Source organism: Bradyrhizobium sp. C-145 (assembly GCF_023375135.1).
In the GTDB taxonomy this organism is placed as follows: domain Bacteria; phylum Pseudomonadota; class Alphaproteobacteria; order Rhizobiales; family Xanthobacteraceae; genus Bradyrhizobium; species Bradyrhizobium zhanjiangense.
In genome coordinates this window covers 4,768,650-4,785,398 of sequence record NZ_CP088150.1, presented here as the reverse complement: position 1 = coordinate 4,785,398, position 16,749 = coordinate 4,768,650, and the positions used below count along the sequence as shown (strand labels likewise).

The 16,749-nt window shown below is 64.8% G+C and carries 16 protein-coding genes; 1 reads left to right on the top strand and 15 read right to left on the bottom strand.

Annotated features, from left to right (window positions below):
* The 4 genes from LRP30_RS22330 to LRP30_RS22315 are packed head-to-tail and all read right to left on the bottom strand — an operon-like array spanning position 1 to position 5,820.
* On the bottom strand, positions 1 to 3,219 hold the full coding sequence (locus LRP30_RS22330) for a CusA/CzcA family heavy metal efflux RND transporter (protein ID WP_249756354.1): 3,219 nt from the start codon (positions 3,217 to 3,219) through the stop codon (positions 1 to 3).
* Positions 3,212 to 4,189: a divalent metal ion exporter adaptor subunit IhpB gene (ihpB, locus tag LRP30_RS22325; RefSeq protein ID WP_249756353.1), complete on the bottom strand. Its 978-nt coding sequence runs from the start codon at positions 4,187 to 4,189 to the stop codon at positions 3,212 to 3,214. Before ihpB ends, LRP30_RS22330 begins: the two co-directional genes overlap by 8 nt.
* Positions 4,186 to 5,460, bottom strand: coding sequence for a divalent metal ion exporter subunit IhpA (gene ihpA, locus LRP30_RS22320; RefSeq protein ID WP_249756352.1), 1,275 nt, complete (start codon positions 5,458 to 5,460; stop codon positions 4,186 to 4,188). The genes ihpB and ihpA overlap by 4 nt, the downstream gene beginning before the upstream one ends.
* Before the next feature lie 54 nt (positions 5,461 to 5,514).
* Entirely contained in the window at positions 5,515 to 5,820 is a 306-nt protein-coding gene (locus tag LRP30_RS22315; RefSeq protein ID WP_249756351.1) for a hypothetical protein, read from the bottom strand.
* 205 nt (positions 5,821 to 6,025) lie between these two features.
* Here LRP30_RS22315 and LRP30_RS22310 point away from each other — a divergent pair, with 205 nt between their 5' ends.
* Positions 6,026 to 6,655, top strand: coding sequence for a cation transporter (locus LRP30_RS22310; protein WP_249756350.1), 630 nt, complete (start codon positions 6,026 to 6,028; stop codon positions 6,653 to 6,655).
* A gap of 59 nt (positions 6,656 to 6,714) precedes the next feature.
* Here LRP30_RS22310 and LRP30_RS22305 read toward each other — a convergent pair whose 3' ends face one another.
* From LRP30_RS22305 to LRP30_RS22260, 11 genes are all read right to left on the bottom strand, one after another.
* Entirely contained in the window at positions 6,715 to 7,245 is a 531-nt protein-coding gene (locus LRP30_RS22305; protein WP_249756349.1) for a hypothetical protein, read from the bottom strand.
* 65 nt (positions 7,246 to 7,310) lie between these two features.
* The gene (locus LRP30_RS22300; protein WP_249756348.1) at positions 7,311 to 8,024 is read right to left on the bottom strand and encodes a c-type cytochrome; all 714 of its coding nucleotides are present in this window, start codon (positions 8,022 to 8,024) and stop codon (positions 7,311 to 7,313) included.
* Positions 8,025 to 8,026: 2 nt separating this feature from the next.
* Positions 8,027 to 8,155: a hypothetical protein gene (locus LRP30_RS44990; protein ID WP_256477617.1), complete on the bottom strand. Its 129-nt coding sequence runs from the start codon at positions 8,153 to 8,155 to the stop codon at positions 8,027 to 8,029.
* Positions 8,156 to 8,163: 8 nt separating this feature from the next.
* Positions 8,164 to 11,349, bottom strand: a complete 3,186-nt coding sequence (locus tag LRP30_RS22295; protein WP_249756347.1) for an efflux RND transporter permease subunit — start codon at positions 11,347 to 11,349, stop codon at positions 8,164 to 8,166.
* The gene (locus LRP30_RS22290; protein ID WP_249756346.1) at positions 11,346 to 12,788 is read right to left on the bottom strand and encodes an efflux RND transporter periplasmic adaptor subunit; all 1,443 of its coding nucleotides are present in this window, start codon (positions 12,786 to 12,788) and stop codon (positions 11,346 to 11,348) included. Before LRP30_RS22290 ends, LRP30_RS22295 begins: the two co-directional genes overlap by 4 nt.
* Positions 12,785 to 13,183: a FixH family protein gene (locus LRP30_RS22285; protein ID WP_249756345.1), complete on the bottom strand. Its 399-nt coding sequence runs from the start codon at positions 13,181 to 13,183 to the stop codon at positions 12,785 to 12,787. Before LRP30_RS22285 ends, LRP30_RS22290 begins: the two co-directional genes overlap by 4 nt.
* A 132-nt stretch (positions 13,184 to 13,315) precedes the next feature.
* On the bottom strand, positions 13,316 to 13,690 hold the full coding sequence (locus tag LRP30_RS22280; protein ID WP_128933434.1) for a hypothetical protein: 375 nt from the start codon (positions 13,688 to 13,690) through the stop codon (positions 13,316 to 13,318).
* 141 nt (positions 13,691 to 13,831) lie between these two features.
* Positions 13,832 to 14,059, bottom strand: coding sequence for a hypothetical protein (locus LRP30_RS22275; RefSeq protein ID WP_128933435.1), 228 nt, complete (start codon positions 14,057 to 14,059; stop codon positions 13,832 to 13,834).
* A gap of 165 nt (positions 14,060 to 14,224) precedes the next feature.
* Entirely contained in the window at positions 14,225 to 14,842 is a 618-nt protein-coding gene (locus LRP30_RS22270; RefSeq protein WP_091886025.1) for a class I SAM-dependent methyltransferase, read from the bottom strand.
* Positions 14,843 to 14,908: 66 nt separating this feature from the next.
* Positions 14,909 to 16,159 carry a peptidase T gene (gene pepT / locus LRP30_RS22265; protein ID WP_128941779.1) on the bottom strand — a complete coding sequence of 417 codons (1,251 nt, stop codon included), beginning with the start codon at positions 16,157 to 16,159 and terminating at the stop codon, positions 14,909 to 14,911.
* Between the two features lie 103 nt (positions 16,160 to 16,262).
* Complete coding sequence (locus tag LRP30_RS22260) at positions 16,263 to 16,562, bottom strand: HU family DNA-binding protein (protein WP_128933437.1); 300 nt, start codon at positions 16,560 to 16,562, stop codon at positions 16,263 to 16,265.
* Positions 16,563 to 16,749: the final 187 nt, after the last annotated feature.

Genomic DNA, 16,749 nt, shown 5'->3' with positions numbered 1-16,749 from the left:
CTAGCGCTCCGCTGACGCTGTCAAATCAGGCGCCATTGTAGGCGTTTCGGCGCCTGCGTCACGGCTGAACAGCACGTAGAGCGCCGGCAGCACCAAAAGCGTCAGCACGGTCGAGGAGATGATGCCGCCGATCACCACGGTTGCGAGCGGCCGCTGCACCTCGGCGCCGGCGCCGGTTGCAAGCGCCATCGGCACGAAGCCGAGGGAGGCGACGAGGGCCGTCATCAGCACCGGCCGCAGCCGCGTCAGGGCGCCCTCGCGGACGGCATCGACGACAGACCGTCCCTCGCGGCGCAACCGCTCGATGAACGCGATGATCACGAGCCCATTGAGCACGGCCACGCCCGACAGCGCGATGAAGCCGACGCCGGCGCTGATGGATAAAGGAATGTCGCGCAGCAGCAGTGCCGCAACGCCGCCCGTCAGCGCCAGCGGCACGCCGGAGAACACCAGCGCCGCATCGGCCGCCGATCCCATGCCCATGAACAGCAGCAGGAAAACCAGGAGCAGCGCCACCGGCACCACGATCGTCAACCGCTTGGTCGCGGAGACCAGCTGCTCGAACTGTCCACCCCAACCGATGAAGTAGCCCGGCGGCAGCTTGACCTTCTCGGCTACGGCCGCCTCGGCCTCGGCCACGAAGGAGCCGAGGTCGCGCGCGCGGACATTGGCGGTGACGACGATGCGCCGCTTGCCATTTTCGCGGCTGATCTGGTTGGGACCGGGCGTCGCATCGACGGTGGCGACCGACGACAGCGGCACATAACGCATCTGGGTGAGCGGGGAGGCGGCCAGCGCGGTCCGAATGGCCGTGCCGGAGCCGGCCTCCTCACCGGGCGGCAGCGGGATCGGGATCGCCCGGATCGCTTCGAGATTGCCACGCAGATGCTCCGGCAGGCGCACGACGATGTCGAAGCGGCGGTCGCCCTCGAACAGCTTGCCGGCCGACTTGCCGCCCACCGCGATCTCGACGATGCCCTGCACCTCACCGACGCTGAGGCCGTAGCGGGCGAGCGCCTGGCGGTCGAGCCGGACGGTGAGGATCGGCAGGCCTGCGACCTGTTCGATCTTGACGTCGCTGGCGCCGCGGATGCCGCGGATCGCGGCCTCCACCTGTTTGGCCGCGCCTTGCAGGATGTCGAGGTCATCGCCGAAGATCTTGACGCCGACGTCGCTGCGCACGCCGGAGATCAGCTCGTTGACCCGGAACTGGATCGGCTGGGAGATTTCATAGGCGCTGCCGGGAATGTCGTCCGCGGCATGGTCGATGGCCTCGATTACCTCCGATTTCGGCTTGTTTGGGTCGGGCCATTCGGCGCGCGGCTTCAGCATGATATAGCCATCGGTCTGCGCGGGCGACATCGGGTCGGTTGCGATCTCCGCGGTGCCGATGCGGGTGAAGAACTCCTTCACTTCAGGGATCTGCTTGATGCGTTTCTCCAGCGCCTTCTGAAGCTCAAGCGACTGCGTGAGACTGGTGCCGGGAATCCGGATCGAGGCCAGCGCGACGTCGCCTTCGTCGAGGCTCGGAATGAACTCGCCGCCCATGCGCGCGGCGGCGATACCGCTGGCGACCACGATGACGACGGCCATGATTGCGACGGCGAGCCGGTTGTCGATGGCAAATCGGAGCAGGGGAAGATAGGCGCGTTTCGCTGCCCGCATGAACAGGTTTTCGTGCTCCGACACCTTGCCGGTGACGAAGATCGCAATGGCAGCCGGCACGAAGGTTACTGAGAACAGCACGGCAGCGCCCAGCGCCATCAGCACGGTCAGCGCCATCGGCGTGAACATCTTGCCTTCGACGCCGGTCAGCGTCAGCACGGGCAGGTAGACCACCGCGATGATCAGCGTTCCGAACAGGCTCGGCTTGATGACGTCGCGCGAGCCGCGCAGAATCGCACGCAGGCGCTCGGACGTCGTCAACAGCCCGCCTTTGTCGCGCTGGGCCGCGGCCAGCATGCGCAGGCAATTCTCGACGATGATCACGGCGCCATCGACGATGATGCCAAAGTCGATTGCGCCGAGACTCATCAGGTTCGCGCTGACCTTGGTCTCGACCATGCCGGTGATGGTCATGGCCATGGACAGCGGAATGACGCAGGCGGTGACGAGGGCGGCACGGATGTTGCCGAGAATCAGGAACAGCACGGCCACCACCAGCGCCGCGCCTTCCAGCAGGTTATTCCGGACGGTGCGGATGGTGGCTTCGACCAGATCGGTGCGGTCGTAGACGGTCCGCGTCATGACGCCTTCGGGCAGCGACTTGGCGATGTCCTCGAGACGGGCCGCGACGCGGCGCGCCACGGTCCGGCTGTTCTCGCCGATCAGCAGCATCGCGGTGCCGAGCACGGTTTCCTCGCCGTTCCACGTCGCGGCGCCCGTGCGCAGATCGCGGCCTTCGGTCACGGTCGCGACGTCCCTGATCCTGACCGGATTGCCGCCGCGCGAGCCAATGATGATGTCCTGGATCTCGTTGACGTTGCCGACCTGGCCTGGGGAGCGAACCAGATACTGCTCGCCGTTGCGCTCGATATAGCCGGCGCCGACATTGGCGTTGTTGGCGGCAAGCGCGGTCATGACGTCGCGAAAGCCGAGCCGGTAGGCCATCAGCTTGCCGGGGTCCGGCAGCACGTGGAATTGGCGCTCGAAGCCGCCGATGGTGTTGACTTCGATCACCCCCGGCACGTTGCGAAGCTGCGGCCGGATGATCCAGTCCTGCACGGTGCGTAGATCGGTCAGCGAATAGTCGTGGCCGCCTTGCGTCTTGGCGCCCGCCTTGGCCTCGACGGTGTACATGAAGATTTCGCCGAGCCCGGTGGAGACCGGGCCCATTGCGACCTCGACGCCGGCCGGAAGCTGGTCCTTCACCTGCTGGATGCGTTCGCCGACGAGCTGGCGGGCGAAGTAGATGTCGGTGCCGTCCTTGAAAACGACCGTCACCTGGCTGAGGCCGTAGCGCGACAGCGAGCGGGTGTAGTCGAGCTTCGGCAGGCCGCCCATCGCGGTCTCGACCGGGAAGGTGATGCGCTGCTCGGTCTCGAGCGGCGAATAGCCGGGCGCACGGGTGTTGATCTGGACCTGAACGTTGGTGATGTCTGGCACGGCGTCGATCGGCAGGCGTTGGAAATTCCAGCCGCCGAAGGCGAGGGCGCCAAGCGCGAGCAGCAGGACCAGCCAGCGCTGATGCAGTGAGGCGGCGATGAGACGCTCAATCATGCTTGGCGTCTCCCTTGCCCATCTCCGCCTTGACCACAAAACTGCTCTCGGCGACGTAATGCTCGCCGGCCGCAAGGCCCGCCTTGATCTCGACATGGCGCGGATCGGAATCCCCAAGCTCCACGGGGCGCGCCTCGATCTTGTCGCCGTCCTCGCGGACGAACACGATCGTCTTGTTCTCCAGCGTCTGGATCGCGCTGCGGCGCACGGCAACCGCGACATTGCGCGCGGCAAGGATCAGCCGCGCCGTGACGAACAAGCCGGGACGCAGGCGTCCGTCCGGATTTGGCAGCACCACGCGGGCCAGCGCGGTCTGGGTCTCGCTACTGCCGATCGGCGCCATGTAGGAGATCGTGCCCTTGATCTCGCCGCGGCCATCGTCGAGATCGATCAGAACCTCGTCGTTGAGGTGGACGCGCCGCAGGTCCTGCCGGTAGATCGACAGATCGACCCAGATGGTGGAGAGGTCGGCGACGACGAAGGCCGGCTTCTGCTCGGAAGCGTATTCGCCGAGCGAGATCTGCCGCTCGATGATGGTGCCGGCGATCGGCGCCTTCAGCTCGTAGACGGTAAGGCTCTGGTTGCTCTCGATCGCGGCGAGCAGATCGTCCTTGGCGACCTTGTCGCCGATGCGCTTCAGGATCGATTTGGCGATGCCCGGAAAGCGCGGCGTCACCTGCACCACGGCTTCCTGGTTGGCGCGCAGGATGCCATTGAAGGCGAGCGTGTCGGTCAGCGTCGCGCTCGCGGCCTCCGCCAGCACCACGCCGGCCGCCGCCAGCTTCACATCGGAGATGCGGATGCGGTCGGCGCCATGCTCGTCCTGCTCGACATGGTCGTTCGGCTTCTCCGGCTTCTTGTCCGCGGCATGCTCGGCGGGCGGGACCCTGGCCGGCGCCAGCAGGGCATAGCCACAAGCGCCGAGAGCGGCGGCAACGACAGCGACGACAATGGTGGAGGACGTCTTCATCGTGCGCTCTCTCGCGCCAGCGTGAACGGATTGCCGACCAGGCCTTCGATGGTCGCCACCCCCGCATGAAAGTTCTGCAGCGCCTCCTGCTCACGCAGCCGCGCCTGGGTGACGCTTGCCTGGGCGTCGAGCACTTCGAGCAGGGTGAAGCGGCCTTGGCCGTAGCCTTGCGCGATCGCCTCGGACGCTTCGACGGCCTTCGGAATCGCGGTCTCGCGCAGGACTGCGAGTTCGCGCAGCGAGCCTTGCAGCGAGTCATAGGCCCGGCCGGCGATCACGATCAGCGCGTTGCGGTTGGCCTCGCGCTCGGCTTTGGTCTTGGCGAGGCTTTCCTGTGCCGAGAGGATGTTGCCCTGGTTCTGGTCGAACACGGGAATTGGCACCGAGAGCGTGAGGCGCACAGCATCGTCATTGGTTTCGTTGTAATGGCGCCAGCCAGCCGCGATCCGCACGTCGGGGTAGGGCTTGAGCCGTGCCAGCAACAGCTCGGCATTGCGCTGAGCATAGACCGCGGTCCAGCGCACCAGCTGCGGATTGGCATCGATCGCGGCGACGACCGATTGGAACGTCGGCGGGCGTCCCGTGATATCGAGCCGGCCGGAGACCTCGCCGAATTTCGCGGCGGGATCTCCCATCAGCACCGCCAGCTCGCGCCGGGCGCTGGCCAGCGTCGCCTTGAAGCGCTCGCGGTCCGCCTTCACCAGGGCGGAGGCGACTTCGGCGCGACCGGTCTCGGCCGGGGAGGAGGCGCCGGCCTCGACGCGGCGGCGGAGAAGCGGCGTCAGGCGGTCGATCGCGGCGATCTGTTCGTCCAGGATCTGGATGCGCCGCTGCGCGCCGAGCACGCTGAGGAAAGCGATCGCTGTCTCCGACAGCACCTCGAGCCTGACGGCCTTGCGCTGAATGGCGGCGACCTCGATGCCGGCTGCGCCCGCGGCAATCCGCGCCTCCCGTTTGCCGAACAGCTCGAAGGCCTGGCTGATCTGGAGCGTGGTCTCGGCCGATCGCGTGCCGCGATATCTGCCGGAGCCGAATGAATCGTCCTGTTCATAGGTCAGTTCCGGATTGAGCAGCGCGCCCGCCTGGATGCGCTGGCCCGTGGCGATGCCGACGTCGCGCTCCGCCGCCGTCAGGCGCGGACTCGCGGCCAGCGCGCGCGACAGCGCGCTCCGCATCGTCAAAGTCTGGGCGTGAGACGGTGCAAGCGCCAATCCGACAAGCAGACACGCCGCCGCGCACGCGAGGCGCGCGGCCATTCCCCTGCAAAACATGAAACCGACCTGTGAAGGATGAACCTAATGGGCGCGGGGGCCCGACCAATCCATTCAGGCAATAGGTTTGGGAGGCGGGGAGTCGGTATCGGGAATAATTCCGGCGAGCTGGGGTGCGCGTTGCGGGCGCGATGCAGACACGAGCGCGACCGATGTGGCGGATAGCGCCGGCTGCGCCATCGTCACCGAGAAGCAGCCATGACAATGATGGCCGCCGATCGCCTTGTGGTCGCCGTGGCCTGTGGAGCCATCGAGGATCGAAGCGATTTCCGAGCCGCCGGACGGGCTGGTCACATCGATGTCATGAGTGCCGTGGAGCGCGCCCGACAGCAGGTACATGACCGCAACAAACACAGCCATGAGCCCGCGCCAATTGCGCGTGTGTCTGAGTCTGAAGGGCCGGCGGTTCAAGACCACGAATTCACTCTTGCTGACAGTCAGGCTGGCCTAGCACGGCGACGGGAACAGTGTCGACCCGCAACAATGTTACGTGTGGGAACTTGATGTCGCGGGGGCCGGCCCTACCGTGATTGTCCGGCGCGTGCAACCGCTCTATCTTGTGAGCATGGCTGATGCATGCTGCTCACCGCCGCCGCTCAATCTCGATCGTCATCGCGACAACAAAGCGTATCGTCGCGTGCTATGGGCGGTGCTCGCCGTCAATGCCGTCATGTTCCTCGCCGAGATCGGCGCGGGCCTTGCTGCCGGATCGGCGTCGCTCCAGGCTGACGCGCTCGATTTTCTCGGAGACGCCGCGAACTACGCCATCAGCCTTCTGGTGGTCGGCATGACGCTGCGCTATCGCGCTACCGCGGCCCTGGCGAAGGGGCTGACGATGGGCGCCCTTGGCCTTTGGGTCGTCGGCACGGTCGTCTGGCACGCAGCCCATGGCACGCTGCCGAGCGCTTTCACCATGGGGGCGGTTGGTCTCGCGGCGCTTGCCGCGAACGTCGCCTCCTTCGGGCTGTTGTGGGCCCATCGCAAGGGCGACTCCAACATGCGCTCGGCCTGGATATGCACCCGCAATGACGTGCTCGGAAACATCGCCGTGCTGTTGGCCGCCCTCGGCGTGTTCGGGACCGGCACGGGCTGGCCCGATATCATCGTGGCCGCAATCATGGCCGGCCTCGCGCTTCAGGGAGCGGTTGTCGTGGTACGGCACTCCCGAATGGAGCTGAAGGTTGCTCCGGCCTAGAACGCGATGCCGCACGTCGTGCCGCCGGATAGCAACGTCTGATAGGCTCCTCGGGTTCGTTATTTCTCGTGTTGGTGGCGGTGCATCGATGCGCCACCCGTGTAGCCGCGCAACGCGGCGTATTTATCCAATTGAGACTTTTCGAGAACGGCCCGCGTGAGCAGATGGTACTTGAGATGCGCGTCTCGGAGCTCGCCCTGAATGACCGAGATTGCGGCCGTTGCCGCTCTGAGGCTTTCGGGGGTTACGCTTCCGCTGGCGAATTGCTGGTCTAACTCGGCTTCCTTGTTGATCAGCCGGGTGCCGAGAGGGATCGCTTCGGACTTCATGGCGGCAAACATCTCCTGCACCTTGCCCCGCTGCTCGGAGGTCAACCCCAATCGGTCCCCAAGCTCAAGAACGTGGGAAGGTCCCGGATAGCCGTTGATCTCGGCAGCGAGCGCCAATCCCATACCGAGCCCCGCGCGCAGGTCTGCGATCTCCTGATCCGAGAGCGCTTTTATCTGGCGGAGCTGCATCCCTGCATAAGGCGTCTGCGCCCACAGGGATGCCGAGACAAGGAAAATGACTGTCGCAGCGATGAACTTCATGGGGATGTCCTTCCAATGTTAGACAGTCTGTAGTGTGTAATTCGTGGTCGAGACCAGCCAAGACCTCAGCAGTGATCTTCTATCGTTTTGGAGATTTCGTTCGGGGCGGCGAAAATCACGTCCGCCCGGTCACCCATCATGCCGGCCGACACGATAGCGGGCGCGCCGCTCTGCGGTCCGTCTTCGCTGGAATCCGTTTTCAGACGCAGATTGCGCTCCCAGAAGGGGCGCGTCTTGCCGTCGGCCGTTGTCACCCGGTAGGTGTCCCGACAGTGGGTCATGCCGGTGACGCGCTGCGCGGGATTCAGATTCTTCAGATTGGGGGCGCGGCCGCCACCCATCATCGCTCCCATCATGCCGCCCCCATTCATGCGGTTTTCGGCCGTTCGCTCTGGCGCGGCCCCCGGCCTAGTGGCCTCCTTAAGGAATGCCAACAGATCCGCGCGAACGCGTGAGTCATCGATCCCCTCGAACGGCATCTCGTTGTGCGGCACCATGCGCGCAGGATCGGTCAACCAGGCGTCCAGCGAGCGGTCGTCCCAGATGATTCCCGAAGCTTTCAGCGCGTCGGAGTAGCGGTCGAAACTCGGCAAGCTGGCGGCCTTCCTCCCCCAGAGATTTGCAAGACTTGGCCCCGTCATGTTGCGGTCGGGCTCGAGCGAGTGACATGCCGCGCAGACGCGAAAATTGCGTTCGCCCCGAGCCACGCTGTCCTGCTGCGCGCCGGCCGGCGAGGAGACGAGGACGGCCGCAAATGCCACGAAGAGAAGGCGATCCATGCTCAATCTCCCCGATTTGAGAAGAAGAGATACTTGACCAGCGCTGCCGCCCCCAGCGCGAGCACGACAACGACCAGAACCGCGATCAGCTCCATGCCGCCCATCATTCCCGACATCATGTCCTGCATCATGGCTCACCTCATTCGGCTGGCTCCTGGATTCGCGACTTTGCAACGATCGCTTTCGATTTTCCCGGAGGTTGTGGCTTGCCCGCAGAAGGCAAATGGAAGCCCTTCACGATGCCGAAGATCGCGGGGATCACGATCAGCGTCAGCAACGTCGAGGAGATCATGCCTCCGATCATGGGCACGGCGATGCGCTGCATGATCTCCGAGCCGGTGCCGGTGCTCCACATGATCGGCAGCAGGCCGGCCATGATCGCGACCACCGTCATCATCTTCGGGCGGACGCGCTCGACGGCGCCCTCCATGATGGCAGCATAGAGATCCTCGCGGGTCAGCGGGCGGCCCACGAGCACGCAGCGCGCCTTGGTCTCGGCGAGCGCGTGGTTGAGATAGATCAGCATCACGACGCCGGTTTCGGCTGCCACGCCCGCCAGTGCGATGAACCCGACGGCGACCGCGACCGACAGGTTGAAGCCGAGCCACCACATCAGCCAGAGGCCGCCGACCAGGGCGAAGGGCAGCGAGAGCATGACGATCATGGTCTCAGTGACCGAGCGGAAGTTGAGATAGAGCAGGAGGAAGATGATCAGCAGCGTCACCGGCACCACGATCTTGAGCCGCGCGGTGGCGCGTTCGAGATATTCGTACTGCCCGCTCCAGACCAGATAGTAGCCGGGCGGGAATTCGATGCTTGCCTGCACGGCGTGCTGGGCATCGGCGACGTAGCCGCCGAGGTCGCGGTCGCGAATGTCGACATAGATGTAGGTGGCAAGCTGGCCGTTTTCGGTTCGGATCGAGGTCGGCCCGCGTGCCGGCGTCACGCTTGCGACCTCACCGAGAGGGACGGCGCCGCCTGATGGCATAGGCACCAGGATGTCGCTGCTGATCGCCTTCGGATTGTCGCGCAAGTCGCGCGGGTAGCGCATATTGACGGTGAAGCGCTGACGTCCCTCCACAGTCGTCGTCACGGTCTGGCCGCCGAGTGCGGTCGCGATCGTGTCCTGCACGTCCTGTACCATGATGCCATAGCGCGACAGTGCCTCGCGGTTCGGCGTGATCTCGAGGTAGTAACCACCGAGGCCGCGCTCGGCATAGGCCGAGGAGGTGCCTGGGACCGCCTTGAGCACCTGCTCGACCTGCTTTGCAAGCTTGTCGATTCCGGCGAGATCGGTGCCGATGACCTTGACGCCGACGGGCGTTCGGATGCCGGTCGAGAGCATGTCGATACGAGCCTTGATCGGCATGGTCCAGGCGTTGGAGACGCCAGGAAATTGCAATGCCTTGTCCATCTCGGCGATCAGGCTGTCGACGGTCACGCCGGCGCGCCACTCAGTCGTCGGCTTCAGATTGACGATGGTCTCGAACATCTCCGACGGTGCAGGGTCAGTTGCAGTCGCCGCACGGCCGGCCTTGCCGTAGACCGAGGCAACCTCCGGGAAGGAGCGGATGATGCGATCCTGGGTCTGCATCAGCTCGGCGGCCTTGGTCACGGAAATGCCGGGCAGCGTCGTCGGCATGTAGAGCAGGGTGCCTTCGTTGAGGTTGGGCATGAACTCGGTGCCGAGCCGCCCGGCCGGCCAGACCGAGGCGGCGAGCACGCCGAGCGCGAGCAGGATCACCGGGATCTTGGCGCGCAGCACGCCAGAGATCACCGGGCGGTAGATCCAGATCAGGAAGCGGTTGATCGGATTCTTGTGCTCCGGAATGATCTTGCCGCGGACGAAGATCACCATCAGCGCCGGGACCAATGTCACCGACAGCAGTGCTGCCGCCGCCATCGCAAAGGTCTTGGTGAAGGCGAGCGGGCTGAACAGCCGTCCTTCCTGAGACTCCAGCGTGAAGATCGGCATGAACGACACGGTGATGATGAGGAGGCTGAAGAACAGGGCAGGGCCGACTTCCGCGGCGGCCTCGATCAGGATCTTGACCCGCGATCGGCCGGGATCGGCGCGTTCGAGATGCTTGTGGGCGTTCTCGATCATGACGATGGCGGCGTCGATCATGGCGCCGATTGCGATCGCAATGCCGCCGAGACTCATGATGTTGGAGCCGATCCCGAGCAGCTTCATGGCGCCAAAGGCCATGAGAACGCCCACGGGAAGCATCAGGATCGCGACCAGCGCGCTGCGGACATGCAACAGGAACACGATGCAGACGAGGGCGACGACGATGCTCTCCTCGACCAGCGTATGCTTCAGCGTATCGATCGCCGCGTAGATCAGGTTCGAGCGGTCATAGACCGGAACGATCTCGACCGATTTCGGCAGGCTTGTCGCGATCTCCCTGAAGCGCTTCTTGACGTTCTCGATCACGTCGAGCGCGTTCACGCCAAAACGTTGGAGCACGATGCCGCTCGCGACCTCGCCCTCGCCATTGAGCTCGGCGATGCCGCGCCGCTCGTCGGGACCGAGCTCGATGCGGGCGACGTCGCGCAGCTTGACCGGAGTGCCGTCGCTGGTCTTCAGCACGATGTTGCCGAGATCCTCGATGCTCCTGAGATAGCCCTTGCCGCGGATGACATATTCGAACTCGGACAGCTCGACGGTGCGGCCGCCGACATCGGCATTGCTGGCGCGGATCGCCTCGCGCATCTTCTGCATGGTGATGCCGAGGTCGCGCATGCGCTGCGGGTCGAGGATGACATTGTACTGCTTGACGAAGCCGCCGACGCCGGCAACCTCCGCAACGCCTTCGGCCTTGGCCAGGGCGAATTTCAGGTTCCAGTCCTGGATCGTCCTGGTCTCCGCGAGATTCAGCTCCTTCGACATGATGGCGTATTGGTAGACCCAGCCGACGCCGGTGGCGTCCGGGCCGATCGTCGGCGTCACGCCGGCCGGCAGCCTTGATGCCGCGCCGTTGAGGGATTCGAGCACGCGCGAGCGCGCCCAGTAGATGTTGGTGCCATCCTCGAAGATGACGTAGACGAAGGAGACGCCGAAGAAGGAGAACCCGCGCACCACCTTCGATTTCGGCACCGTCAGCATCGCCGTGGTGAGGGGATAGGTGACCTGGTCCTCGATCACCTGCGGCGCCTGTCCCTGATATTCGGTGTAGACGATGACCTGGGTGTCGGAGAGATCAGGAATGGCGTCGAGCGGTAGATGGACGAGGGCGTAGAGGCCCGCGGCGGCGGCAAAGCCGGTGCCGAACAGCACCAGCAGCAGGTTGCGTGCTGACCATGCGATGAGGCGCGCGATCATGGCTTGGCTCCCATCGCCTTGTCGCCGCCTTGCACCGTGCCGGTCTCGGCAAAACCTTTCAGCGCGGCCTTCAGATTGCTCTCGGCGTCGATCAGGAAGTTGGCGGAGGTGACGACGGCGTCGCCCTCGGCAAGGCCGTCGCGGATTTCGACATAGCCGTCGCCGCGCCGTCCGGGCTTGACCTCGCGCGGCTCGAAACGCCCCTGGCCCTTGTCGACCAGCACGGCCTGCCGGCTGCCGGTGTCCAGCAGCGCGCTCTCGGCGACGCTGAGCACCGCCGCCGGCGTGCCAGTGTCGATCTCGACGTCGACATACATGTCGGGAAGCAAAGCGAGGTCGGCATTCGCCAGCTCAATTCGCACCCGCGCCGTGCGCGTTTCCTTGTTCACCTGCGGATAGATCACGCTGATCAGGCCCTTGAAGTCGCGGCCGGGATAGCTGCGGGCCCGCACCGTCACGGGCTGGCCGACAGCGACATTGCCGAGATCGCGCTCGGCCACATCCACCGTCGCCCAGACCTGCGAGATGTCGGCGATGCGGAACAACACGTCGCCGGGCTGGGCGCGCATGCCCTCGATGGCGTTGCGCTGGAGCACGATGCCGTCGCGCGGCGACGACCACTGAATGGCGATTGGCAGGGTGTGGTTCTTCTCCATTTCGGCGATGACAGGTTCGGGGACGTCGAGATTGATCAGGCGCTGCCGGGAGCCGCGGCCATAGGGCTCGATGCCCGCCGTCGTCTTCGAGGTGATCGTCGCGAGATATTCGGCGGCCGCCGACGAGACGGCGGGGCTGTAGATCTCCATCAGCGGATGGCCCCTGGTTACGCGGCTGCCGGTGGTGACGTCGGCGACCTTCTGCACAAAACTGTCGGTGCGCATCGCGACCACCGAGACCCGGCGTTCATCGAGCTGGATGGTGCCAGGCGCGCGCACCAGCGTTCTGATCCGGCGCAGCTCGGCCGGTTCGGATTTGACGCCGCTGCGCTGGATCTTGCCGGGCGACAGTTTCACCGACCCATCGTCGCTGTCCTCGCCTTCGTAGACGGGGATGTAATCCATCCCCATCGAGTCCTTCTTCGGCACGGGCGAGGTGTCCGGCAGGCCCATCGGGTTGCGGTAATACTTGATCTTGCGATCGCCCTTGGCGTCGGTTGCCATGACGGCGGGCGCTTCGTCAGCTTCCTCGAAGCTGATGTCCTCGCTCGCCCGCACGGCGCGATAGTCGCGGCCGTCGGCGGTCTTCTTCGGGGTGAGGGAGTAGAACGGCCGGCCGTCCGGATCCCGGAAATAGATCGGTGCGCCCGCGTCAGCCGCATGCGCGGCGAAAGTCAGCGAGCTTGAATCCGACTGAGGCTGCATGGCGCGGCCGCCAATCAGCGCGACACCTGCCGCCGCGAAAATCGCAGCGGCAGTGCCTGCAATGGCGAGGCGGGTCATTTCTCGGCCGTGACGACGAGCTTGTTTTCGACCGTGCCGGTCTCACCCTGCACCTTGGCGCCGAGCGAGAGTTGCCAGCGTCCGGCCATGCTGAAATTGGCCTTGAAACGATAGGTCCCGGGTTCGGTGCCCGGCATCGGCGTGACCTTGGTGACCATCTCCTGCATGCCGTCAGGCGCCATGTCGAGCCGGCTGGCGAAGATCACCGCATCGGGTATCGCCTTGCCGCTGGTCTTGTCGACCAGCCGCACGGTCACGATGCGATCGGCCCCGGTCTTGATGGTCGGTTGAGCCAGCTGGAATTCGTAGTTCTTGATTTCGGCGTGCGCGCTCCCCGTGAACGCAGCGCCGATCAGCGCGGCGATGGCGGCGCGCGCGAGCTTGGTGGTCGTCATAATTTATAGTTCCTCGATGGGTCTGATGGAGCCGCCGGAGCTGCTCGCGGCAAGCCGACATGCAGCCAAGCGGCAGGCAATGGCGCGCACGCCGATGTCGGCGCGCACGATCATCAGGCGCGTCAGCGCCGATCAGGCCCGGGTTCGAGGAGGATGGTCGGGAGGTTTTGCCGCGAGGCCGTCGCGCAGGCGGTCATTGCCCGGCGCGAGCGCGCTCTTCTGCGGCTGCCGCTCGATCACAGTGCTCGCTCCCGAAGGAGTGGAGAGCGACAGGCCCAGCATGCACACCGCGACGAGCGGACAGGAATCGCAGGTCTTGCTCTTGGTCTGATCCGGGCAGCAGGGCATGTCTTCGGACATGCCTTGCGTGTCGTCCGACATCGCCGTCATGCTGCTTCCTGCACCCGATACCGCCATGGCAGATGCCGGCGTCGCCAGCGGTGCGAGCAGGAGCCCGACCGCCACGAGCAGCATCACGACAGCCTTGGCGAACCTATTCAGGTGCATGCCTCATTGTCGCATGGCACGACGGAACCTGTAAACCGGCCCGACATCACGATTTGGCCAGAGGCGGACGCGGCGGCATCTTGCGCGTGGGGTAATATAATTCGCGTTAAGCAAATTCTGAATTTTTGGAGGAGCGTGCGATCAGGCACTGCGCTCGGGGCGTTGCGACAACAACGCTTCAGCTGCCGCATCTTGAAGGAGCCAATCTTCTTTGGCTTCGATCGTGACCGCGACTCGGCGGCTCGCCTCCATTGCCCGCTCCAGCCACTTGATGGCCTCGTCGATCCATTCGTCATGGTGCGCTGGATCGGCGATGGCCTTTTCCCGAAATGCGTCTGCCTGCTTCAGGCAAGCGGTTCTGCGGTCCACGCGGCTCTCCCGAGTTTTCCGCCCCGACCGCATCTTTGATGCATCGCGTAATGGACGTCGTTAACATAGGACATGTGACGCGCCGCAAAAACGGAAGGCATCGCGAATGTTTGTTCCCGCCGACGATGCCGGCCTTCGGCATCGCGGGCGCGGCAACTGCGGTCATTACGAACGCGGGAGGGCTCGACCTTCATACATGAACGTCATCGGCTTTGGTCCCCGCATATAGCCGACATTGAGATCTTGGACGGCGAAGCCGTTGGTGCGGATCAGGTCTGCGATGGCGCGGTTGAGATGGCAGCCGCCCGCGATGACCTTCCAGGGCGGGGTCAAACGATCCTGCCACCATTGCACGCTGGGCTCGGGCGCGCGGCCATGCTCGACGAACAGAAGCTGTCCGCCCGGCTTCAGGATACGTCGAGCCTCCGAGAGCGCGCGATTGACGTTGGGGATGCTGCACATCGTCCACGTCGTCACGACGGTGTCCACGCTCGAACTCTCCAGCGGAATGGCTTCCGCGGAGCCTTCGATCAGATCGAGCCGGCTCGCATGCTGCCGACCGGCGTTGCGCGCGACCTCCAGCAGCTTGGGTGATGGATCAATGCCGATGATTTGCGTCACGCTCGGCCCGTAGAATCCGAGATTGAGCCCCGGACCAATGCCGAGCTCAAGGACGCGCCCCGTTGCGGCGGATGCGACCCGGGTACGATAAGGCACGAGCTGGGCCTGGCGCATGGCGAGCTGCGTCAGCCAAGGCAAGATCCTGTCCTGATAGAAGCTCATGCGACTCCTCGGACATCGTATCTGTCTCGCGGGGCCGTGCTGGCCCCGCGTCCTGTCGCGGTGGCCTTACGCCCGCTCTTCCCAGATCATCGCCAGATGCACGATGGTCTGCACTGCCTTTTCCATGTCCTGCCGGCTGACCCATTCCAGCCGCGAATGAAACGCGTGCTCGCCGGCGAAGATGTTGGGGCAGGGCAGTCCCATGAAGGACAGGCGCGAGCCGTCGGTGCCGCCGCGGATCGCGGTGCGCATCGGGCGCAGGCCGGCGCGGCGGATTGCCTCGATGGCGTATTCGAGCACGTGCGGGTGACGGTCGATCACCTGCTTCATGTTGCGGTACTGCTCGCGCACCTCGAACGTGTAGGTCGAGCGCGGATAATCCTTCATCACGTCCTTGACGATGGTCTCGAGCAGGACCTCCTTCTCCTTCAGCCCTTCCTCGGTGAAGTCGCGGACGATGAAGGAGAGCGTCGCCTGTTCCAGCGCGCCCTCGATGCCGACCGGGTGCAGAAAGCCCTGCTTGCCCGAGGTCGTCTCCGGCGAGCAACCTTCCTTGGGCAGGCGCTCGACGATGGCGGCTGCGATCTTGATCGCGTGCTCCATCTTCCCCTTGGCATAGCCGGGATGGGCGCTGACGCCGTTGATGGTGATGGTGGCCCCATCGGCCGAGAACGTCTCGTCCTCGACGCAGCCGGCGCTCTCGCCGTCCATGGTGTAAGCGAAATCGGCGCCGAGCTTCTTCAAATCGACATTGTCGACGCCGCGGCCGATCTCTTCATCCGGCGTGAACAGGATCTTGATGGTGCCGTGCTTCACATCGGGATTGTTGATGAAGAAATGCGCGGCATCCATGATCTCGGCGACGCCGGCCTTGTTGTCGGCCCCCAGCAGCGTGGTGCCGTCGGTCGTGATGATGTCGTTGCCGATCTGGCTCTTCAGCGCAGGGTGCTCGGCGAATCGGATCACCTGGCTGGTGTCGCCAGGCAGCACGATGTCGCCGCCGCGATAGTTCGTCACCACCTGCGGCTTGACGTCCTTGCCGGTGACGTCAGGCGAGGTGTCCATGTGCGAGCAGAAGCAGATCACCGGCACCTTCTTAGGTGTATTGGCCGGGATCGTTCCATAGACATAGCCGTAGTCGTCGAGATGCGCATCCTCAACGCCCATGGCCTTCAGCTCGGCGGCGAGCACGCGGCCGAGATCCTTCTGCTTCTCGGTCGAGGGCGAGGCCGGGGAGTCCGGATCGGACTGGGTGTCGATGGTGACGTAGCGCAGGAAGCGCTCGGTCACGGTATGCGAAAAGGTGAGGGAGGACATTTCTGGTCAAACCGCCGGGTCAGATGAGCAAGGCGATATACCAGAAAAGCGGGCCGCGTTGCGGCCGGAACGAGGCCGGATCAGGCTTAACGAAACGTAATTGCTAGATCGCCTCTTTCAGTTCCTTGACCGGGCGGAATGCGACCTTCCAGCTGGCCTTGATGTGGATCGGCTCGCCGGTGGCGGGATTGCGGCCGGTTCGGGCGGCGCGCTTGCGGACCTGCAGGATGCCGAGACCGACGATCCGGACGCGGTCGCCCTTCTTCAGGTGCTTGGTGATCAGGTCGACCATGTCGGTCAGGACGGCTTCGGCGCGCTTTTTCGAGAGGTCCTGGCTCTCCGCGATGTCAGCGGCGAGGTGCTTGAGTGTGATGGTGGCGGGAGCGGCTGCTTTCTTCGCCATGTCTGCCTCCTCGATTCTGGCCGGAGTCCTCTAGGAAGATGGTCTGGGAACTCCGGAGGTTCCGCGAGGCGTAGACGATTCGGGAATGGACTGACTACGCGTCTGCGCGGCCCCTTAAGTATTGTCTGCATGCAATGCGGGCGTTGCGGCTAACGACGCAACGTCCTTGACTTCACCAAGTCCGGCC

Coding starts and splice junctions, on each gene's coding strand:
- LRP30_RS22315 (WP_249756351.1), bottom strand. CDS start 5,820: ATGGCTGTGTTTGTTGCGGTCATGTACCTGCTGTCGGGCGCGCTCCAC.
- LRP30_RS22285 (WP_249756345.1), bottom strand. CDS start 13,183: ATGACGACCACCAAGCTCGCGCGCGCCGCCATCGCCGCGCTGATCGGC.
- LRP30_RS22330 (WP_249756354.1), bottom strand. CDS start 3,219: ATGATTGAGCGTCTCATCGCCGCCTCACTGCATCAGCGCTGGCTGGTC.
- pepT (WP_128941779.1), bottom strand. CDS start 16,159: ATGTCCTCCCTCACCTTTTCGCATACCGTGACCGAGCGCTTCCTGCGC.
- LRP30_RS22280 (WP_128933434.1), bottom strand. CDS start 13,690: ATGCACCTGAATAGGTTCGCCAAGGCTGTCGTGATGCTGCTCGTGGCG.
- LRP30_RS22290 (WP_249756346.1), bottom strand. CDS start 12,788: ATGACCCGCCTCGCCATTGCAGGCACTGCCGCTGCGATTTTCGCGGCG.
- ihpB (WP_249756353.1), bottom strand. CDS start 4,189: ATGAAGACGTCCTCCACCATTGTCGTCGCTGTCGTTGCCGCCGCTCTC.
- LRP30_RS22270 (WP_091886025.1), bottom strand. CDS start 14,842: ATGAGCTTCTATCAGGACAGGATCTTGCCTTGGCTGACGCAGCTCGCC.
- LRP30_RS22260 (WP_128933437.1), bottom strand. CDS start 16,562: ATGGCGAAGAAAGCAGCCGCTCCCGCCACCATCACACTCAAGCACCTC.
- LRP30_RS22305 (WP_249756349.1), bottom strand. CDS start 7,245: ATGAAGTTCATCGCTGCGACAGTCATTTTCCTTGTCTCGGCATCCCTG.
- LRP30_RS22310 (WP_249756350.1), top strand. CDS start 6,026: ATGGCTGATGCATGCTGCTCACCGCCGCCGCTCAATCTCGATCGTCAT.
- LRP30_RS44990 (WP_256477617.1), bottom strand. CDS start 8,155: ATGATGCAGGACATGATGTCGGGAATGATGGGCGGCATGGAGCTGATC.
- LRP30_RS22300 (WP_249756348.1), bottom strand. CDS start 8,024: ATGGATCGCCTTCTCTTCGTGGCATTTGCGGCCGTCCTCGTCTCCTCG.
- LRP30_RS22295 (WP_249756347.1), bottom strand. CDS start 11,349: ATGATCGCGCGCCTCATCGCATGGTCAGCACGCAACCTGCTGCTGGTG.
- ihpA (WP_249756352.1), bottom strand. CDS start 5,460: ATGTTTTGCAGGGGAATGGCCGCGCGCCTCGCGTGCGCGGCGGCGTGT.